The sequence below is a fragment of the Nocardia grenadensis genome, from assembly GCF_050942415.1.
Lineage (GTDB): Bacteria > Actinomycetota > Actinomycetes > Mycobacteriales > Mycobacteriaceae > Nocardia > Nocardia grenadensis.
Genome location: NZ_CP192054.1, coordinates 3553990 through 3570899, shown reverse-complemented (window position 1 = coordinate 3570899; position 16910 = coordinate 3553990). Strand labels below are relative to the sequence as shown.

Annotated in this window: 16 protein-coding genes, 1 tRNA gene and 1 pseudogene; 7 read left to right on the top strand and 11 right to left on the bottom strand. The window is 67.7% G+C overall.

Features of this window, described 5'->3' with window-relative positions; all coding sequences use genetic code 11:
• Positions 1–144: 144 nt before the first annotated feature.
• From ACQPYS_RS16340 to ACQPYS_RS16330, 3 genes are all read left to right on the top strand, one after another.
• Entirely contained in the window at positions 145–567 is a 423-nt protein-coding gene (locus ACQPYS_RS16340; RefSeq protein WP_063034771.1) for an Hsp20/alpha crystallin family protein, read from the top strand.
• Positions 568–718: 151 nt separating this feature from the next.
• Positions 719–898 carry a hypothetical protein gene (locus ACQPYS_RS16335; protein ID WP_157107104.1) on the top strand — a complete coding sequence of 60 codons (180 nt, stop codon included), beginning with the start codon at positions 719–721 and terminating at the stop codon, positions 896–898.
• 218 nt (positions 899–1116) lie between these two features.
• Positions 1117–2067 carry a helix-turn-helix domain-containing protein gene (locus ACQPYS_RS16330; RefSeq protein ID WP_433490048.1) on the top strand — a complete coding sequence of 317 codons (951 nt, stop codon included), beginning with the start codon at positions 1117–1119 and terminating at the stop codon, positions 2065–2067.
• Positions 2068–2144: 77 nt separating this feature from the next.
• Here the strand turns inward: ACQPYS_RS16330 and ACQPYS_RS16325 are convergent, their stop codons facing one another.
• On the bottom strand, positions 2145–2615 hold the full coding sequence (locus ACQPYS_RS16325) for a MarR family winged helix-turn-helix transcriptional regulator (protein ID WP_433490047.1): 471 nt from the start codon (positions 2613–2615) through the stop codon (positions 2145–2147).
• Positions 2616–2704: 89 nt separating this feature from the next.
• Between ACQPYS_RS16325 and ACQPYS_RS16320 the strand changes: the two genes are divergently transcribed.
• Entirely contained in the window at positions 2705–3274 is a 570-nt protein-coding gene (locus ACQPYS_RS16320; protein ID WP_433490046.1) for a YceI family protein, read from the top strand.
• Between the two features lie 76 nt (positions 3275–3350).
• On the opposite strand, the gene ACQPYS_RS16315 is transcribed toward ACQPYS_RS16320, so the two are convergent.
• From ACQPYS_RS16315 to ACQPYS_RS16295, 5 genes are all read right to left on the bottom strand, one after another.
• A complete protein-coding gene (locus tag ACQPYS_RS16315) occupies positions 3351–3692 on the bottom strand; it encodes a DUF3140 domain-containing protein (protein WP_433490045.1) in 342 nt (113 codons plus the stop codon).
• Positions 3693–3709: 17 nt separating this feature from the next.
• Positions 3710–3928 carry a DUF2945 domain-containing protein gene (locus ACQPYS_RS16310; RefSeq protein ID WP_433490044.1) on the bottom strand — a complete coding sequence of 73 codons (219 nt, stop codon included), beginning with the start codon at positions 3926–3928 and terminating at the stop codon, positions 3710–3712.
• Between the two features lie 70 nt (positions 3929–3998).
• A complete protein-coding gene (locus ACQPYS_RS16305; RefSeq protein WP_433490043.1) occupies positions 3999–5957 on the bottom strand; it encodes an acetoacetate--CoA ligase in 1959 nt (652 codons plus the stop codon).
• Between the two features lie 39 nt (positions 5958–5996).
• A complete protein-coding gene (locus ACQPYS_RS16300; RefSeq protein WP_433490042.1) occupies positions 5997–6743 on the bottom strand; it encodes a 3-hydroxybutyrate dehydrogenase in 747 nt (248 codons plus the stop codon).
• Positions 6740–8140 (bottom strand): MFS transporter, encoded by a 1401-nt coding sequence (locus ACQPYS_RS16295; RefSeq protein WP_431937909.1) that lies wholly within the window; start codon positions 8138–8140, stop codon positions 6740–6742. The genes ACQPYS_RS16300 and ACQPYS_RS16295 overlap by 4 nt, the downstream gene beginning before the upstream one ends.
• A gap of 141 nt (positions 8141–8281) precedes the next feature.
• Between ACQPYS_RS16295 and ACQPYS_RS16290 the strand changes: the two genes are divergently transcribed.
• Together ACQPYS_RS16290 and ACQPYS_RS16285 are read left to right on the top strand one after the other, a co-directional pair.
• Positions 8282–9196, top strand: a complete 915-nt coding sequence (locus tag ACQPYS_RS16290; RefSeq protein ID WP_433490041.1) for a LysR family transcriptional regulator — start codon at positions 8282–8284, stop codon at positions 9194–9196.
• A gap of 269 nt (positions 9197–9465) precedes the next feature.
• Positions 9466–10709: pseudogene (locus ACQPYS_RS16285) on the top strand (cytochrome P450).
• A gap of 42 nt (positions 10710–10751) precedes the next feature.
• Here ACQPYS_RS16285 and ACQPYS_RS16280 read toward each other — a convergent pair.
• From ACQPYS_RS16280 to ACQPYS_RS16270, 3 genes are all read right to left on the bottom strand, one after another.
• Positions 10752–11972 carry a styrene monooxygenase/indole monooxygenase family protein gene (locus ACQPYS_RS16280; protein WP_433490040.1) on the bottom strand — a complete coding sequence of 407 codons (1221 nt, stop codon included), beginning with the start codon at positions 11970–11972 and terminating at the stop codon, positions 10752–10754.
• A gap of 166 nt (positions 11973–12138) precedes the next feature.
• A tRNA-Glu gene (locus ACQPYS_RS16275) sits at positions 12139–12211 on the bottom strand.
• Positions 12212–12493: 282 nt separating this feature from the next.
• Positions 12494–12877, bottom strand: a complete 384-nt coding sequence (locus ACQPYS_RS16270; RefSeq protein ID WP_433490039.1) for a hypothetical protein — start codon at positions 12875–12877, stop codon at positions 12494–12496.
• A 597-nt stretch (positions 12878–13474) separates the two neighbouring features.
• Here ACQPYS_RS16270 and ACQPYS_RS16265 point away from each other — a divergent pair.
• Positions 13475–14803, top strand: a complete 1329-nt coding sequence (locus ACQPYS_RS16265) for a cytochrome P450 (protein ID WP_433490038.1) — start codon at positions 13475–13477, stop codon at positions 14801–14803.
• Between the two features lie 119 nt (positions 14804–14922).
• Here the strand turns inward: ACQPYS_RS16265 and ACQPYS_RS16260 are convergent, their stop codons facing one another.
• Together ACQPYS_RS16260 and ACQPYS_RS16255 are read right to left on the bottom strand one after the other, a co-directional pair.
• Entirely contained in the window at positions 14923–15423 is a 501-nt protein-coding gene (locus tag ACQPYS_RS16260; protein ID WP_433490037.1) for a metallophosphoesterase family protein, read from the bottom strand.
• Between the two features lie 302 nt (positions 15424–15725).
• The gene (locus ACQPYS_RS16255) at positions 15726–16889 is read right to left on the bottom strand and encodes a phage tail tip lysozyme (RefSeq protein ID WP_433490036.1); all 1164 of its coding nucleotides are present in this window, start codon (positions 16887–16889) and stop codon (positions 15726–15728) included.
• Positions 16890–16910: the final 21 nt, after the last annotated feature.

Here is a 16910-nt window from a genome sequence, read left to right as displayed (position 1 = left end):
TGCTTCGACTGTTCTGTACGTCATATTTTCTACGGACTTCACTTGCACTCTCCTGTGGAGAGTGCTAAAAATTATCTTTGTCAGATGACACAGATAATCTTAGTTCCCTTCGACAGTGAATGGAGTGAACTGGAGGTGGCGACCATGTTGATGCGCACCGACCCCTTCCGCGACCTGGACCGCCTGACCCAGCAGGTGTTCGGGACCCCCGCGCGACCGGTAGTGATGCCGATGGACGCTTGGCGGGAAGGTGACGAATTCTTCGTGGAACTGGATCTGCCCGGGATCGACCCGGATTCACTGGACCTGGATGTCGAACGCAATGTGGTGACGGTGCGCGCGTCGCGGCCGGAGCTGAACTCGAACCGGTCGATGATCGCGGCCGAACGCACCCGCGGCGTGTTCGGCCGGCAATTGTTCCTCGGCGAGAACCTCGATACCGACGCGATCCGGGCCGACTACCGCGACGGTGTCCTACGGTTGGTGATCCCGGTCTCGGAGAAGGCCAAACCGCGCAAGATCGAGGTCGCGCGCCACGACGGCGAGCCCCAGGCCCTCACCGCCTGACCGGCCGGCCGGAGCGTCCGTGCCGAGGAGTGCGAGAGGTCCGGCCGTGCCGTGTATCGAGCTCCCCTACTCCCTGCGGTGGCCGGGCCCGGTGAATGTGCCGGGCCCGCGCTGTCCAGGAGTCACCCGCATGTCAGCCAGGAATATTGCTATGACCACTACTGCTGCCGCTTTCGTGACCACCGGTACCGCCACCGGCGGCGACTCGCCACCGGCTCGGGTCGTGCCGGGTGATGTAGACGTGCGATGGCCCGACCCCAGCCCGCTGCAGAGCTGGTGGACCGAGATCATGGACGGCGTCTCGATGCCCCGCCCCCACAGGGTCGCCTGACCCGTACTTGTTCCTGGTGGGCGAGCCGCGGCGGTATTCGGGTGTCGACGCCCCGGGACGTCCGGTACCGCGCGGGCGGCCGGCGACCGGACGAGTCGGTGCCCGATCGATCCCGCCCACCCGCTCCATCCGATTCCGTAACCCGGGCCCTTGGCCGAGATCGCAGTGTCCCGGCCGGTTCGCCGACCGGCGGTCGAGGGCCCCAAGAATTCGAGGCGGTGCGCTATCCGGTGTTCCACAGCGAAAACCTCGATGAGATCGAGGCATTTCTCCGCACCGCGTACCCCGGGGTGCTGATCGGTAATACCGGTCCCCAGCGCACCTCGGTGGGCCTGCGCCGCGATGTGCTGGGCCCCGTTACGCTGGACCGGATCGCGCTCGGGTTCGACGTCTCCTTCGGCGTCGAGCGTTCGGGCGCACTGTGTTTGGCGAGCGTGCACGCCGGAGTGATCGAACACAGCGGTCTCGGCGGCGGAGCCGAGGATCTCACGGCCGGTCGGATCGGGGTGCTCGGCGTGAACGCGCTGCCGTCCTCGGGAATCATCCGCGCCGGTCGCTACGACCTCACACTGTTCGAATCGGCACTGCTGGACCGCTTGGCCGTCGGCGCGGGCGGGGCGCCGGTACGGATCGCCGCACCCGGGCCGCGCACCCTCGCCGCCACCCGCCGGCTCACCGCGGCGATCGCACACCTGAAGCATCTCGCCGCCGACCCCGCCACCGCGGGAAATCCACTGCTGATCGCCACCGCCACCGACTACCTGGCTGCGACCGTACTGGCGACCGTACCCACCACCGCGGTCACCGCGCCGACCGCGGCCGACCGCCGCGACGCCCACCCCGAGACGGTGCGCCGCGCCGTCGCCTACCTGGAAGCGCATGTGCGCGAGGACATCACCGTCGCCGCGGTCGCGGCGGCGGCCTTCGTCACTCCGCGGGCCCTGCAACTGGCCTTCCGCCGCCACCTCGGCACCACCCCGCTGCGCTACCTGCAGCGGCTACGGCTGGCGGGCGCGCACGATCAACTTCTCGCGGCGGTGCCCGGTGACGGGCAGACCGTCACCTCCATCGCTCGGGCGTGGGGGTTCGCCCACCCGGGACGCTTCGCCGCTGCCTACTGCCGCTGTTACGGACGGACCCCTTCCGAAATTCTGCGCCACAGCAGGTGAATCGGCCGGGTGTCGGATGGTGAAGGTTTCTCGCCGGCGGACGATCGTCCGCGGGAGAGCGCGCGCTGCCGCAGTGATCATCTGCTCTGGTCCGTGTCGTCGAGTTTGTCGAGAATGCGGCCGGCTATCGACGCCAGAGCGTCCACCTGGTTGTCGGTGAGTGCGTCGAAGACCAGTTCGCGCACGGTATCCACATGTCTCGGCGCGGCCTGTTCGATCGCGGTGCGGCCCTGCTCGGTGAGCGCGATGTAGGCGCCGCGGGCGTCGTCCGGGCAGTCTTCGCGCACCACCAGCCCGCGACGCTGCATCCGGCCCAGGTGGTGGGACAACCGGCTCTTCTCCCACTGCAGGGCCTGCCCCAGTTCGCCCACCCGCATCCGCGGCTCGGGCCGGTCGGTGAGCTGCACCAGGACGTCGAAATCGGCCAGCGACAGGCCCGAGTCCTGCTGTAGCTGCCGGTGGAGGCGGGCGACCAGCCGGGCGTGCATCGTCAGGTAACCCCGCCAGGCCCGGCGCTCGCGCTCGTCGAGCCATCGCGTCTCGGTCATATGTCCAGCGTAACCGAGTAGTTGACATATCACCAATCACGGCGCAGGCTTTGTATGACACATCAACAACAAGGACTCGGAGGCACAGGATGACGACCGCGACGAACGTGAACGAGCTGAGCGGAACCTACGTACTGGACCCGACCCACACCCGGGTCGGTTTCGTCACCAGGCATGCGATGGTCACCAAGGTGCGCGGTGCGTTCAACGAATTCACCGGCAGCGCGTACTTCGACGGCGAGAACCCGGCCAACTCCTCGGGAGAGGTGACGATCCAGGTGGCCAGCATCGACACCCGCAATGCCGACCGGGACAAGCATCTGCGCGGGCTCGACTTCCTGGGCCTGGACGAATACCCCGAGATCACCTTCTGCTCCACGGCGATCACGCCGACCGGTCCGGACGCATTCGACGTCACCGGTGACCTCACCGTCAAGGGCATTACCCGGTCCGTCACCGTCTCCTTCACGTTCGAAGGCCAGGCCACCGATCCGTTCGGCAATGTCCGGGTCGGTTTCGAAGGGTCGGCCACCATCAATCGCAAGGATTTCGGCATCACCTGGAACGCGGCGCTGGAAACCGGCGGTGTGCTGGTCGCCGACAAGGTCGTCCTGGAATTCGAGATCTCGGCGATCAAACAGGACACCGCGGCGAACTGACCGCCGCCGGCCCGGAGGGCGCGAGCAGAGCGCGGTGGGGCATATCCACGCCGCCACCGCGACGGCTCCGCGGTCCTTACCCGGCGGCCTTCTCCGGATCGTGGCCCCAATTCATCAGTGCATACCGCCACCTGCTGTGCCCGGTGTCGCCGGCGGGGCATTGTTCGAGGTGACGGTGCGCGTATCCGACGACCTTGCGCATATGGGCATAGTCGTCGGCGGTGAGATCCTTCGTCTCCTTCTCCAGCAGTTCCACGATGCGACGCCCACTGGAATGCCCGGTCGATTCGCCGCCCCCGGACGGCTTCTGCCCGACCGATTTCGACTCGTCGGTATCGAGCCATCGCCGTAGTTCCGCGGCCGTCATATTGACGGCATCGCCGAACTGCGCGCGAGTTTTCTCGTTGTCGTCCGACACGACCGCCACCTCCGGTGTCAGTCGCCCCGGAGGCGAAGAGCGTCGGGTTTGTGCACGGCGTCACGGCCACTCTTTGCGCTGCGCACCCGGTACTGCGGGTCCTCGTCGGAGGCGCGCACCGTGCGGCCGGCCGCCTCCGTATCGGCGGTGATGACCTCTTCCACCTCGCCTTCGGCGGTGCTGCCGTGGCTGTTCCATTCGACTTTGTCGCCTGTGCGGAAGGATTTCCTGCTCAAGGCTGCCTCCTGCCTGTCCAGGCCCCCGTGTGCACGCCTTACCCGTGGAACGACACGGGAAACCGACAGCTCACCTCGGGGCGTGGCCACCGCCCGGCCGGATGGTGCGGTACCAGTCGAGTAGTTCCGGACGGTCCACCGCAGTGCGGTCCACGATGCCGTCCGGGTCGGCGCCCTGGAACAGTTTCTTGATCGGTACCTCCAGTTTCTTGCCGGTGCGGGTGTGCGGGATGCCGGGGGCGGGAATGATCTCGTCCGGGACGTGCCGGGGCGAGACCTCGGTGCGGATGGTGGTGGCGATGAGCGCCTCGAGCTCGCCGGTGAGTTCGGCGCCAGGTGCCGGGACCACGAACAGCGGCATCCAGTAGCCCCCGTCGGGTTGTTCGACGCCGACCACCAGTGCCTCGGCGATATCCGGCAACCGTTCGACCGCCTGGTAGATATCGGCACTGCCCATTCGGATACCGTGCCGATTGAGGGTGGAATCGGAGCGGCCGTGCACGATGACGCTGTGGCGTTCGGTGACGGTGATCCAGTCGCCGTGCCGCCAGACACCGGGGAAGGTGTCGAAATACGCGTCGCGATACCGCGTACCGTCCCCGTCGCGCCAGAAACGGACCGGCATCGACGGCATCGGCGCGGTGACCACGAGTTCACCCACCGCACCGCGCACCGATCGTCCGGCCGGGTCGTAGGCGTCCAGCGCGACACCGAGGAAGGGCGCCGACAGTTCGCCCGGCCACACCGGTACGGTGCGCACGCCGCCGAGGAACGCCGACACCACGTCGGTGCCGCCGCTGATCGAGGAGACCCGGACGTGGTCGCCGGCGTGCTCGCTCAGCCACCGCGCCGAGGAGGCCGGTAGCGCGGAGCCTGTCACACCGACGGTGCGCAGTGCCGACAGATCGTGATCGGACCGCGGCACCGAGCCCGCCTTGATGCAGGCCAGCGCATAGCCCGGGCTGATACCCAGCACGGTGGCACCGACATCGGCGGCGATTCGCCACAACGCGTCCGGCTCGGGCGCGGTGGGACTGCCCTCGTACGTGACGACGGTCGCCCCGGCCAGCAGGCCCGCGACCTGGAAATTCCACATCATCCAGCTCGGGCTGGTGTACCAGAAGAATGTATCGCCGGGGCCGATATCGGATTGCAGCGCCACGGCTTTGAGGTGTTCCAGCAGCACACCTCCGTGTCCGTGCACGATGCCCTTGGGCGGGCCGGTCGTGCCGGACGAGAACACGATCCACAGCGGATGGTCGAAATCCACGGATTCCGTGATGAGCTCCCGCGATGCTGTCCGGGCGCCGCCGATCGCGTCGTTCCAGGAGATCGCCTCCGGCACCGCGAGCCCCAGACGCCCGATCACGACCGTGCCGCGTACCGAGTCCAGGCCCGCGCGCAACGCGGCGATATCGGCGCGTTTGTCGTGGGTCCGGCCGCCGAATCGATAACCGTCGGCGGTGACCAGGACGGTGGGTTCGAGTTGACCGAGCCGGTCCAGCGCGGCTTTCGGCGAGTAGTCCTGTCCGCACGCGCTCCATACCGCGCCGATACTCGCGGTGGCCAGGAACGCGACGATCGTCTCCGGGATATTCGGCAGATACCCGGCCACCCGGTCACCGGCCCGCACACCCAGTTCGCGCAGCGTACGGGCGAAAGCGGCTGTCTGGTCGAGCAGTTCGGGCCAGGAGATATCGCGGACCGGCGTGTCCTCGCCTACCGCCCTGATCGCGGGCCGGTCGGCGCTCGCCCGACGGATCACCTGATCGCCATAGTTGAGTCGGGTTCCCGGGAACCACCGTGCGCCCGGCATCCGGGTGTCCGCAAGTATCTCGCCCGCGATATCCCCGAGGGCGAAATAGTCCCAGAGCGCGTGCCAGAACCCCTCGAGGTCCTCGACCGACCAGCGCCACAGCGCGTGGTAATCGGCGGTATTCGCACCCGTGCGTTCCGCGACGAAGCGCGCGAAGTCGGTGAGGGTGGCCTCGGCGACGTCCTGTTCGGTCGGCACCCACAGTGGTTGCATCCTATTTCTCCTACCGGGCCGGCGGGCCGGAGCGCGCCCTCATCGCGCGCTCCAGCCGCCGTCCATCGTGTACGCCGCACCGGTGACCATTGCGGCTTTCGGGGCGGCGAGCCAGCTCACCAGTGCGGCGACCTCGTCGGGCTCGACGAGGCGTTTGATCGCGCTCTCGGTGAGCAGAACCCTTTCCAGCACCTCCTGTTCGGGGACGCCGTGTGCCGCGGCCTGGTCCGCGATCTGTTCGTCGACCAGGGGAGTGCGCACATAGCCGGGGTTGACGCAGTTGCTCGTCACACCGTGCGGACCGCCCTCCAGCGCGGTCACCTTCGACAATCCCTCCAGGCCGTGTTTGGCCGTCACATAGGCGACCTTGTAGGGGGAGGCGCGCAGACCGTGCACCGAGGAGATATTGACGATCCGCCCCCAGCCCTGCCGGTACATATGCGGCAGGGCCGCGCGCACCAGCAGGAACGGTGCCTCGACCATCAGTGTGAGCAGGTCGCGGAACCGTTGCGGCGCGAACTCCTCGATGGGGGAGATGTGCTGTACCCCGGCATTGTTCACCAGGATGTCGGTGCCCAGTTCCAGTGCCTCCAGCGCCGCGACGTCCAGCAGATCGACCGCCCACGACTCGCCGCCGAGTTCCCCGGCGACAGCCGCGGCGCCGGCGGCGTCGATATCGGCTACCGTCACCGTGGCGCCGCGCGCCGCGAGCGCCCGGGCGCAGGCCGCACCGATACCGCTCGCGCCGCCGGTGACCAGGGCGCTGCGTCCTACGAGGTCGGTCATCGCGCGGGCACCTCGGCGGTACGCGGGGCCAGGCTTTCGGCATCGGCGCGATCGATGCTCTCCAGGTCGAGCCCCTTCGTCTCGCGTGCGGCCAGGACGGCGATCGCGCTGACCGCCGCCGCGCCCGCCAGATACCAGGCGATCGGCACCGCGGACCCGTAGGTATCGAGCAGCCGGACCGCGATGATCGGTGCGAGCGAACCCGCCACGATCGAGGTCACCTGATACCCCAGGGACACACCGGAATAGCGCATACGGGTGGGGAACATCTCGGCCATGATCGCGGGCTGCCCGGCGTACATGAAGGCATGGAAGACCAGTCCGATGATGATGGCGGATACGATGACCAGGTTGTTACCGCTGTCCATCATCGGGAAGGCGAAGAAGCCCCAGGTGGCCGCCGTCAGCGCGCCGATCATGTAGACGGGCCGGCGGCCGATGCGGTCGGACAGGCTGCCGACCAGCGGAACGACCACGAAGTGCACCGCGTGCGCGGCGAGCAGCCACCACAGGATCACCGAGGTGTCGGCGTGCACTTCGACCTTCAGATAGGTGATGGTGAACGTGACGACCAGGTAGTACATGATGTTCTCGCCGAACCGCAGCCCCATCGCGGTGAACACACCGCGCGGGTAGCGGCGCAGCACCTCGACGACACTCAGCGAGGTGGCCTTGATCTCCTCTGCCTCCTGCTGCGCGGCGACGAAGATGGGCGCGTCGGTGATCTTCGTGCGGATGTAGTACCCGACCAGCACCACCACCGCCGACAGCCAGAACGCGACCCGCCAGCCCCAGCCGAGGAAGGCCTCGTCGGACAGTGTCGTGGTCAGCACCAGCAGCACGACCGTGGCCAGCAGATTGCCCGCGGGCACGCCCGCCTGCGGCCAACTAGCCCAGAAACCGCGGCTGCGATTCGGACTGTGCTCGGCGACCAGTAGTACCGCGCCGCCCCATTCGCCGCCGACCGCGAAACCCTGGATGAAACGCAGCGCCACCAGCAGGGCCGGTGCCCAGTAACCGATCTGGCCGAAGGTCGGCAGACAACCCATCAGGAAGGTGGCACCGCCGACCAGGACGAGACTGAACTGCAGCAGTTTCTTGCGGCCGTATTTGTCGCCGTAGTGCCCGAAGACCACGCCGCCCAGCGGGCGGGCCGCGAAACCGACCGCGTAGGTGACGAACGCGGCGAGGATCGCGTCCAGGTCGCTGGTGCCCTCCGCGAAGAACACCTTGCTGAACACCAGCGTCGCGGCGGTGCCGTAGAGAAAGAATTCGTACCACTCCACGACCGTGCCCGCCATCGACGCGGCCACCACCCGCCGCAGGCCGGCGGCCGTTCCACCGGACCCGGCGTCCTTCACTGCCGCCGGATCGGCTCCGGCGCTGTGCTCCCTCATCGCACTTCTCCTTCGTGCCCGGGACCACATCACGTCTCATGATGTGACGGGCCCCACATTGATCGGCTGCATAGAGTATTAGTGCAGACCGAAGTCCCTGCAATGACCATTACTGCAGTGCGGATGTGCGAAAATGCAGATATGAGCACGGCCTTCCCAGGCCGTCCCAGTGCGGACGACCTCCTCGTACTGCTGGCCGTCGGTCGTTCGGGGCGATTCGTGACCGCGGCCGAGCAGCTCGGTCTCAACCACACCACCATTTCCCGCCGGATCGCCGCACTGGAACAGACCCTCGGCGGGCGGGTACTCACGCGGGTGACCGGCGGCTGGGAACTGACCGACCTCGGCAGAGAAGCCCTGGCCGTGGCCGAGGCGGTGGAATCGGCGGTGAAATCACTCGCGGCGGACGCGGGCCGGCGCCGGGTGCTGGCGGGCGTGGTCCGGCTCTCGGCGACCGACGGCTTCAGTGCCTATATCGCCGCCCCCGCCGCGGCGGCGGTACGCCGGCGGTATCCGGATATCGCGGTCGAGCTCGTGGCGACCACCCGGCGGGCGTCGCAACAGCGCTCCGGGCTCGATCTGGAGGTCGTCGTCGGCGAACCGCGGGTACGTCGTGCCACCGCGACTCATCTGGCCGACTACCGACTGGGGCTCTACGGGTCGCGCGCATACCTACGTGAACACGGCGCCCCGGCGACACTCGATGATCTCGCCCGGTATCCGCTGGTGTACTTCATCGATTCCATGCTCCAGGTCGACGATCTCGACCTGGCCGCCGGTCATGTCCCCACCATGCGGGAATCGGTGACCTCCACGAATGTTTTCGTGCACGTGGAGGCCACCCGCGCGTCCGCCGGGCTGGGCCTGCTGCCCTGTTTCATGGCCGATCGGCACCCGGATCTGGTTCGGGTACTGGGCGATTCGGTGGCCGTGACCCTCGGTTACTGGCTGGTGGCCCGTACCGAGACCCTGCGTCGTCCGGAAGTCGCCGCGGTGGTCGCCGCGATCCGGTCCGTGATCGACGACCAGCGCGAGACGCTGCTCGGTGCCGGATGAGTCGTGCCCGGGCGGGCCGTGCGTGCCGGAAAGGTCGCGGGGCCACAGTCGGGCGTGGGCGGATTGTGCCGGTCGGTACCCCATGGCGCCAGGGCCTACTCGCCGGGGGCGCAAACCGTTTCGGCCGGCGCGGGGCGGAATCCACGGCGGCCCTGCCGATGTTCTCGATCTACCTACTGGGCGATCCTTGGACCGCCCACGACCGTGCGACCGCCCGGCGGCCGCGGGCACAGTCCTGCACCGATGAGGACCGTCCTGTCGCTGGAGTCATCCACTTGCCCATACCCTCGGCCCCCACCGGCCCCTACGCTTCGCCCCCCGGTCGCGACGAACCCCGCGTACCGCTGTACTCCGCCGAGTTCGCGAACGATCCGCACGCCGCCTACCGCCGGATGCGCGACCGATACGGGTCGCTGGTTCCCGTGAAACCGGCGCCCGGCGTACCCGCCACACTGGTGGTCGGATATCGCACCGCCCTGCGCATTCTCAACGACCCCGAGCGCTTTCCCGCCGATCCGCGCGCCTGGCAGCGCAGTATCCCCGCCGATTGTCCGGTGCTGCCCGTACTGGAATTGCGGCCGAGTGCGATCCGCAGCGCGGGCGCCGAGCACGCCCGCTACCGCGGGGTCAATACCGCCGGTATCGACGGCGTCGATCTGCACGCCTGCACGGCATCGTCGGACGGATCGCCGTCCCGCTGATCAATGCCTTCTGTGAGACCGGGACCGCCGATCTCGTCACCCAATACGCGTTCCCGCTGGCGTTCGAGGCGATCAACGCGATGCTGGGCTGCCCGCCCGAAATCGGCCGGAAGGTCGCGGAAGCCACGCAGACGGTGTTCGACGGTGTGGACGCCGAACGTGGCAACCAGATGCTCAGTGCCGCGGTGCTCGAACTGGTCGAATTGAAGCGGGCCGAACCCGGCGATGACATCACCTCGCGGGTGCTCGCCCACCCCGCGAATCTCGACGAAGCGGAACTCATCCATCAGATCGTCATCCTCTACGGTGCCGGGATCGAGCCGCTGCAGAACCTCATCATCAACACCCTGCTGCTGATCCTCACCGACGACCGGTTCGCGGGCAGTCTGCTCGGCGGCGCGCTGGCCACCCGCGACGCGTTGGACGAGGTGCTGTTCGAGGATCCGCCGATGGCGAATTTCAGTGTCACCTACCCGCGGCAGCCGATTCTGATCGACGACGTCTGGCTGCCCGCGAACCAGCCCGTGGTGATCAGTCTGGCCGGATGCAACAACGACCCCGCGATCAGCACCGGCGACCATATCGGCAACCGGTCCCATCTCGCGTGGGGCGCGGGCCCGCATTCCTGTCCGGCCAGATCGGCGGCATATCTGATCGCCCAGGGCGCTATCGATCAACTGCTGGACGCCCTTCCCGATCTGCGGCCGGCCGTACCGGCGGACGCGCTCGGCCGGCGGCCCGGGCCGTTCCACCGGGCCCTGGCCGATCTGCCGGTGGAATTTCCTCCGTGCCCGCCACAGAACCCGCTGTGAGACCCGCGCCGGACCCGGCCGGGTATATCGGCGCCGGCACGATCACCCGAGCGGGGCGGCGCCCGAGTCCCTGGCGGCGGTGAAGCGGGCCATATCGGCCGGCCGGGCGAAGGTGTCGGCGAAGGCGTTCGCCAGGGCGGGGTCGTGCTGCGCGGCCAGCATCAACTGCTGCATCTCGGCCGGCGGGTCGAGCACCGCCGCCGTCCACCGCGCGGCATGGTGTGCCGTTCCGGTGAGCCAGGGCGTCGCGGCCGACTCCATCCAGGACCGATCGAACGGCCCAGCGGGACGTTCCAGGATCGCGGTGGCGTAGGCATGCGCACAGTGCGCGGCGTTGTTCGCGCCCTGGGCGCCACCGGGGTCCATCCGGCACACCACATCACCACCTCCGAGCACCGGCCGGCCGGAAGGAAGTGTCCCCACCGGACGGCGCACCGCCGGCTTCACCGCACCGGTCAGTGCGGCACGCGCATCGGTCAATTCGGCCGTACGATAACGATCCGCGAGATCGGCCGGCAGATGGGTCTCCAGCAGGCGACGGGCCCGGCGCAGGTGCTCGGACGCCGGGTCGCGCGGATCGAAGACTTCGAGGGGGCCGCCGGGGCGGGCCTCGATGAGCAGCATCTCGCAGCGCCGCTCCGCGCCCGGCGCACCGGTGAGTCCGGGATAGGAGATCACTTCGCCCAGACCGGGTAGGGATGCATAGATCCCGAGGTCGTCCGGGTCCGGCGTCGCACCGTCGAGATACAGCACGGCCAGCTGCCGGGCGGGGCGGTCGGGCCCCGGCCGGCCGGGATCGGCGGGGAAGCAGGCGGCCAGCTCACCGGAGGCGCGGGTGACCACGGTCAGGTCGTACTCGGCCGCTCGGCGATCGACTTCGGCCATAGACGGATCGCCGATCTCCAGCTCACCGCCGGCGTCGATGTAGTCGGTGAGCCAGCGCGCGAACACGGTGCGCTGATCGACGCTCTGCGCCGGCCGGGCGAATCTGCCGGTCCAGCCCATGATCCGTTGACCATCCATCACCGCGGCCAGCCGGATACCGTGTATCTCGGGCGCGAGGGACCGCCAGTGTCCCAGCCCGGCCGCGGTTTCCAGATCCAGTGTCGCCGGGAATTCGACCTGGGTGCTCGTGACCGTGCCGTTCAGTACGGCGGCCGCTTCGCGGGCCGCCACCAACGTCGCCGGCCGCCCCGCGCGTAACAGCCGGTGCGCCAACGGGAGCCCGCATTCGCCCGCCCCCAGAATCCGGATATGTCCCATCACGCACCCTTTCCGCGGACTTGTTCGACCGATTCGATAAGCCGATCCTCGGCCGATAGGTGGGAGTGGCACATCGGTACCGGCTACGTGGAATCGCTGCGGTCATCGAGCCGTTTCCGGCTGAGACAGGCGAAGGGGCCGGGAATACCCTTCCCGGCCCCTCCTGATAAACGAGTGGGATTCGAACCCACCACCGTCGGAATGAGAGTCCGATGCTCTACCGAATGAGCTATCGTTCGTTCCACCTGTGATCGCCGGGATACGCGGGTGTGGGTCATGGTGAGTAACCCCGCGCGTTTCCTTTACGCCACAGCGGCAGGGAGAGCCGCCACCGGGAATCGAACCCGGATCTCGGGGGTGCGTCGCACACATCCGCCCGTCGAGCAATCGATGAAATTGTTGAGCTTGGAGCAAGAAGCTGAGTTTTTCGGCAGACCCTGGCAGCGCCTGCGCCGGTTGAGTATGAATTTCAGTCTCAGATTGTGCTCCATCCCCCCCGCAGGGGGAGTTCGTGGTCCCGGCTAGCCGAAGAGGTAGTCGAGAACGGCCCGGCCGGGCTCGACATCCGTCACGGGCGTCGCGTTCGCCGTCTCCCGGGCGACACGCACCGCGTCGAGCAGCTTGCCGAGCCGGTCGTCGATATCGCCGACTTCCTTCGCGGGCAGCGCGCCGGAGAACTTCGTGGTGGTCCAGCGACCGACCACGACATCCTCGTGATACACCTCCACCTGTGCCGGGTGCTTATCGGTGGCCGGGGCCAGTACGTGATTACGCGGCACCTTCTTGGTCCGCACCGTCTGCGACGGCTGGGTGGCGTAGCAATCGCTGACTTCGTCGAACGACCACGACTCCGCCGGATCGAGGGTGGGCAGCTTGGCGACGAACTTCTTCAGTTTTCGAGCCACATACTCACCGCCACTGCCACGTACGCGGCGGCGGCCGCCAGGCCCGGCAGGACGAGCATCAGCGAAAGGAACGAGAGGAACGAAGACACAGGCCCTCCTGGAGCACGCGACGAGAACTGCGAGCCGGTGCGCCGCACTGCGTCACCGCCCTGCCGGGACATACCCACGCCCGGGCGGTGAAACGTTCGCGGGCCGCCGGATCGCAGTGACGGTCACCACTCCGAGACCGTCGCTCGGCGCCGCGAAGGCACCGCGGCGCGGCTGCGCGATCTCGATGCGCCCAACACAGCCGGTGCCGCGGCCACGGCCGATGCGGATCCTGCACGGTGCTGCGTACGCGATCTCCCCACCACTACCGACGCCCTCCTGACCTGAGCGGTCGCTCGCATCGGGGCAACGGGTGGCCTTCTCTATTCCACAGGGTGGCGGCCGAAGTCGTTCCGGCGGTGCTGCTTCGGCGCCTTTCGTGTTCGGTGGCTGCGCTCCGGCGCTCTCTCCTCGGGGCAGGTTCCGGGATCCGCTTCGGCGTGCTCGGTGGACCCTGTGATATCCGTTACGTCTCACAAGGACGCGACGGTTCGACGATGGAGGGGCTCGATGAAACCGCAGTACGTGTATCGCTGGGTCAACAATCACGGATTGATCGTCCTGTTCAAGAAGATCCGGCTACGCCGCGGGGATCTGTTCGCGCGGTTGAACTGCGGCACGGAAGGTATCGAGGACCCGTACGCGCTGATCGAGCAGATGCGCGGACCGGGCGGATTGCACCGGACGCTTCCGGTGTGGACCACCTTCGATCACGAGATGGTCCGGGAGATACTGCGCGACAACCGTTTCGGTGTCGGTATCCCGACAGTGTTCGGCACGCCGCGGCCGGTGCGGCGTGCGCTGGCGCGTCGGCCCCTGCCACCGAATCCGGTGGACCCGCCCTCGATGCTGGTGCTGGACCAGCCCGAGCACACCCGGATGCGCAAGCCCGTAGCCGCCGCGTTCACCCCGCGTGCTGTCGCCCGGTTGCGCGACCGGATCGAGACGGTCACCGAGGAACTGCTCGCGACACTGCCCGACGACGGGCCCACCGATCTGGTGGCGCGCTACGCCGCCCAGGTGCCGATCGCCATCATCTCCGAGATGCTCGGCTTCCCGGACGCGGATCGGGAGATGTTCTTGCGCTGGGGCGACGACATCAGCCCGTTGCTGGATCTCGGAATCTCCTGGCGGACGCATCAGCGCGCGATGGAATCCTCGGAGCGAGTGCACCGGTATCTGCTGGAGCACATCGAAAGGCAACGCGCCGAACCCGGCGACGATATCCTCAGCAGCCTGGTCACCGCGGGGGAGCTGACCACCGACGAACTGTGCGCCTCGGCGACCCTGCTGATGGCGGCGGGTTTCGAGACCACGGTCAACCTGATCGGGAAGGGCATCGTCTGGTTACTGGGCCATCCCGACCAGCTGGACCGGCTGCGGGCCGAGCCGGAACTCTGGCCCAACGCGGTGGAGGAGATCCTGCGGATCGATCCGCCGGTGCAGAGCACCGCGCGTACGACCCGCGCGGAGCTGGAGATCGGCGGTACCCGGTTGCGCACCGGATCGACGGTGGTGTTGTCGCTGGCGGGTGCGAACCGCGACCCCGCGGTATTCGCCGATCCGGCCCGCTTCGATATCACCCGGCACAACGCGAAGAATCACCTGTCCTTCAGCAACGGTATCCACGTGTGCCTGGGCGCCGGCCTGGCCCGCTCGGAAGCGGCGCACGCATTGCGCGCCCTGTTCGAGACGTTCCCCGACCTGCGGCTGACCGATGCACCCACCCGGCGGCCCCTGTTCACCCTGCACGGTTACGAACATCTTCCCGCGCACACCGGCCCGCGGGTCCGCAACCGCCGGCACAGCGGCGGACCTGTCTCCGTGGCGTCGCCGTAGCATGGCCGTGTCACGGATCCGCCGGGTCGATCGACACGCCGCGAACATACTCGAGGGGACCGGCCCGTAACTCGATGCGGTCTTCCGGGCGCGCGTCCCGCCGGTCGGTGGACCGGGGCTCAGCGGTGTACCACGGCGTGCAGAGTCACCTCGCTCAACGCCCCGGACCGGATCCGCGCGGTGAGATAGGTGTGTTCGGGCTGCCGGCGGCGATCGGTGGGTGAACCCGGGTTGAGCAGGCGCAGACCGGTATCGGTGACGTTGTCCCAGGGAATGTGACTGTGGCCGAAGACCAGCACATCGGTTTCGGGGAAGGCCGCGGCGCAGCGGCGTTCCCGACCTTTCGCGGGCCCGGTCTCGTGCACCACCGCCAGCCGGAGACCGGCGAGGTCCGCCCGGGCGGTCTCGGGCAGGCGAGCGCGCAATTCCGGTCCGTCGTTGTTGCCGTACACGCCGATGAGCCGTCTGCTGCGTTTTTCCAGCCGGTTCAGTAGCGCGAGTTCCACCCAGTCACCCGCGTGCACGACAACGTCGGCCGCGTCCACCTCGTCCCAGAGCACGGTGGGCAGGTCCCGGGCCCGCTTCGGTACATGCGTATCGGACATGATGAGCAACCGCATGGGTCCGGTGTAGCATCTCGACGGTCGCCGCACGGCCTCCGCGTACCGGTTCGCAGCGCTGTCGGCGTTTTCCTGTACCGCGGGTGCGGACGACGAAGTCTCACGCGACAGTACGCTCGCGTTTCCGCCTCTGTGGTGAGGCCGGTAGGAGGCCGGCACTCTCCTGTCGCCACGAAACCGCCCTGCGACGAGCACCGCGGCGTCGGCTGTGGCCGACCGGCGGAGGAGCCGCGATCGCGGCCCCCGTTGGCCGAGAATGCCGGTTCGGGCCACCGCCACGCGGTGTGTTCGGGGAGATGATCTCAGGCAAGGACGGTACCCGAATTGGCCCTGTTGTACTCCCTCAACAGCCCGTTCGCGTACTTGCTCCGATCGGTGGTGGAATGCCCGTCGCTCCTTTCGTAGTGGCGGTCGAAATCCGCTGCCACCTGACCCGCATTGGTCGTGTTCCCGTAAACGCGGTTCTCGGCCGTCTGATAGTCAGTGCCGCTCGTCAATTCATGGACCATATAGTTAATATGGGTCTTCCAGGAGCCGATGTCCTCGCCGGGTCGGCTCGCGAACTCCTTCAACCCCTCGTACCGCCCGCCGCGCCACTGGAAGATGCCGTAAGCATGGTCTTTCAGATTCGTATCGCCTTCCGCTCCGACCCGGAAGCCCGACTCGTACTTCGCGTTGGCGACGATGCCCGCGGCCTGGGCCGGGGTGAAGTTGTGGGTATCGATGAGATACTTCATCATTTCCATCGCGGTGGGCTTGTCCTCGCTGGGAATTATCGCGCTGCCCGTCGACGCCACCTGAGAGAAGCTCGGATCGGACCCCCCGCCCGACCCCGAGCCGCCGTAGGCCACCGGCTGACCGCCTCCGCCCCCACCTCCGCCACCGCCGCCGTTGGGGACGGGAACGTTCGGCTCGTCGGCGGTGATCGCGAGGGCCTGCGCGGCTGCCCGATCGGAAACACCGCTGACCTCTTCGAAGGTCGTGTTCAAAGCTTCCCAGGTGGCTGTGAACAAGCCGTCGACAATGTGATTCGGCAGCTTTTTGTACTCCTTGCCCTGCTCATCCTTCAGGGTTTGAACTGCGGTGAAAGAGGCGTCGATCAACCCGTTGAGCTCTCCCACCTCCTTGTCGACGGCGTCGTAGGCGTCGGTTATTATCTTGCCGATTCCGGCGGTTCGGACGGTGATGCCGTCGTCTGAGCTGTGGATGCCCGATTTGACCTCGTCCACATCCTCTTGATGCTGGTTGTAGTTGTCGACCATTGTCGACTGGTCCTCGGGTTTGCTGATTCCTTTGTCACGCAGCAATTCGCGCAGATCGGGCGCTTGGGACGGCTTACCTTCTCCCAGTAGGGTGACCTGGGTCTGGATCATTCCCTCGGCTATTGTGACGAGTGCTTTCAACCCCTCCGGAGCGCAGGCCGGTAGCTCGTGGAGATCGCCCAGGCGTTTGGTGTCCGGGCTCATGAATGCGCGGCTCTCACCGAG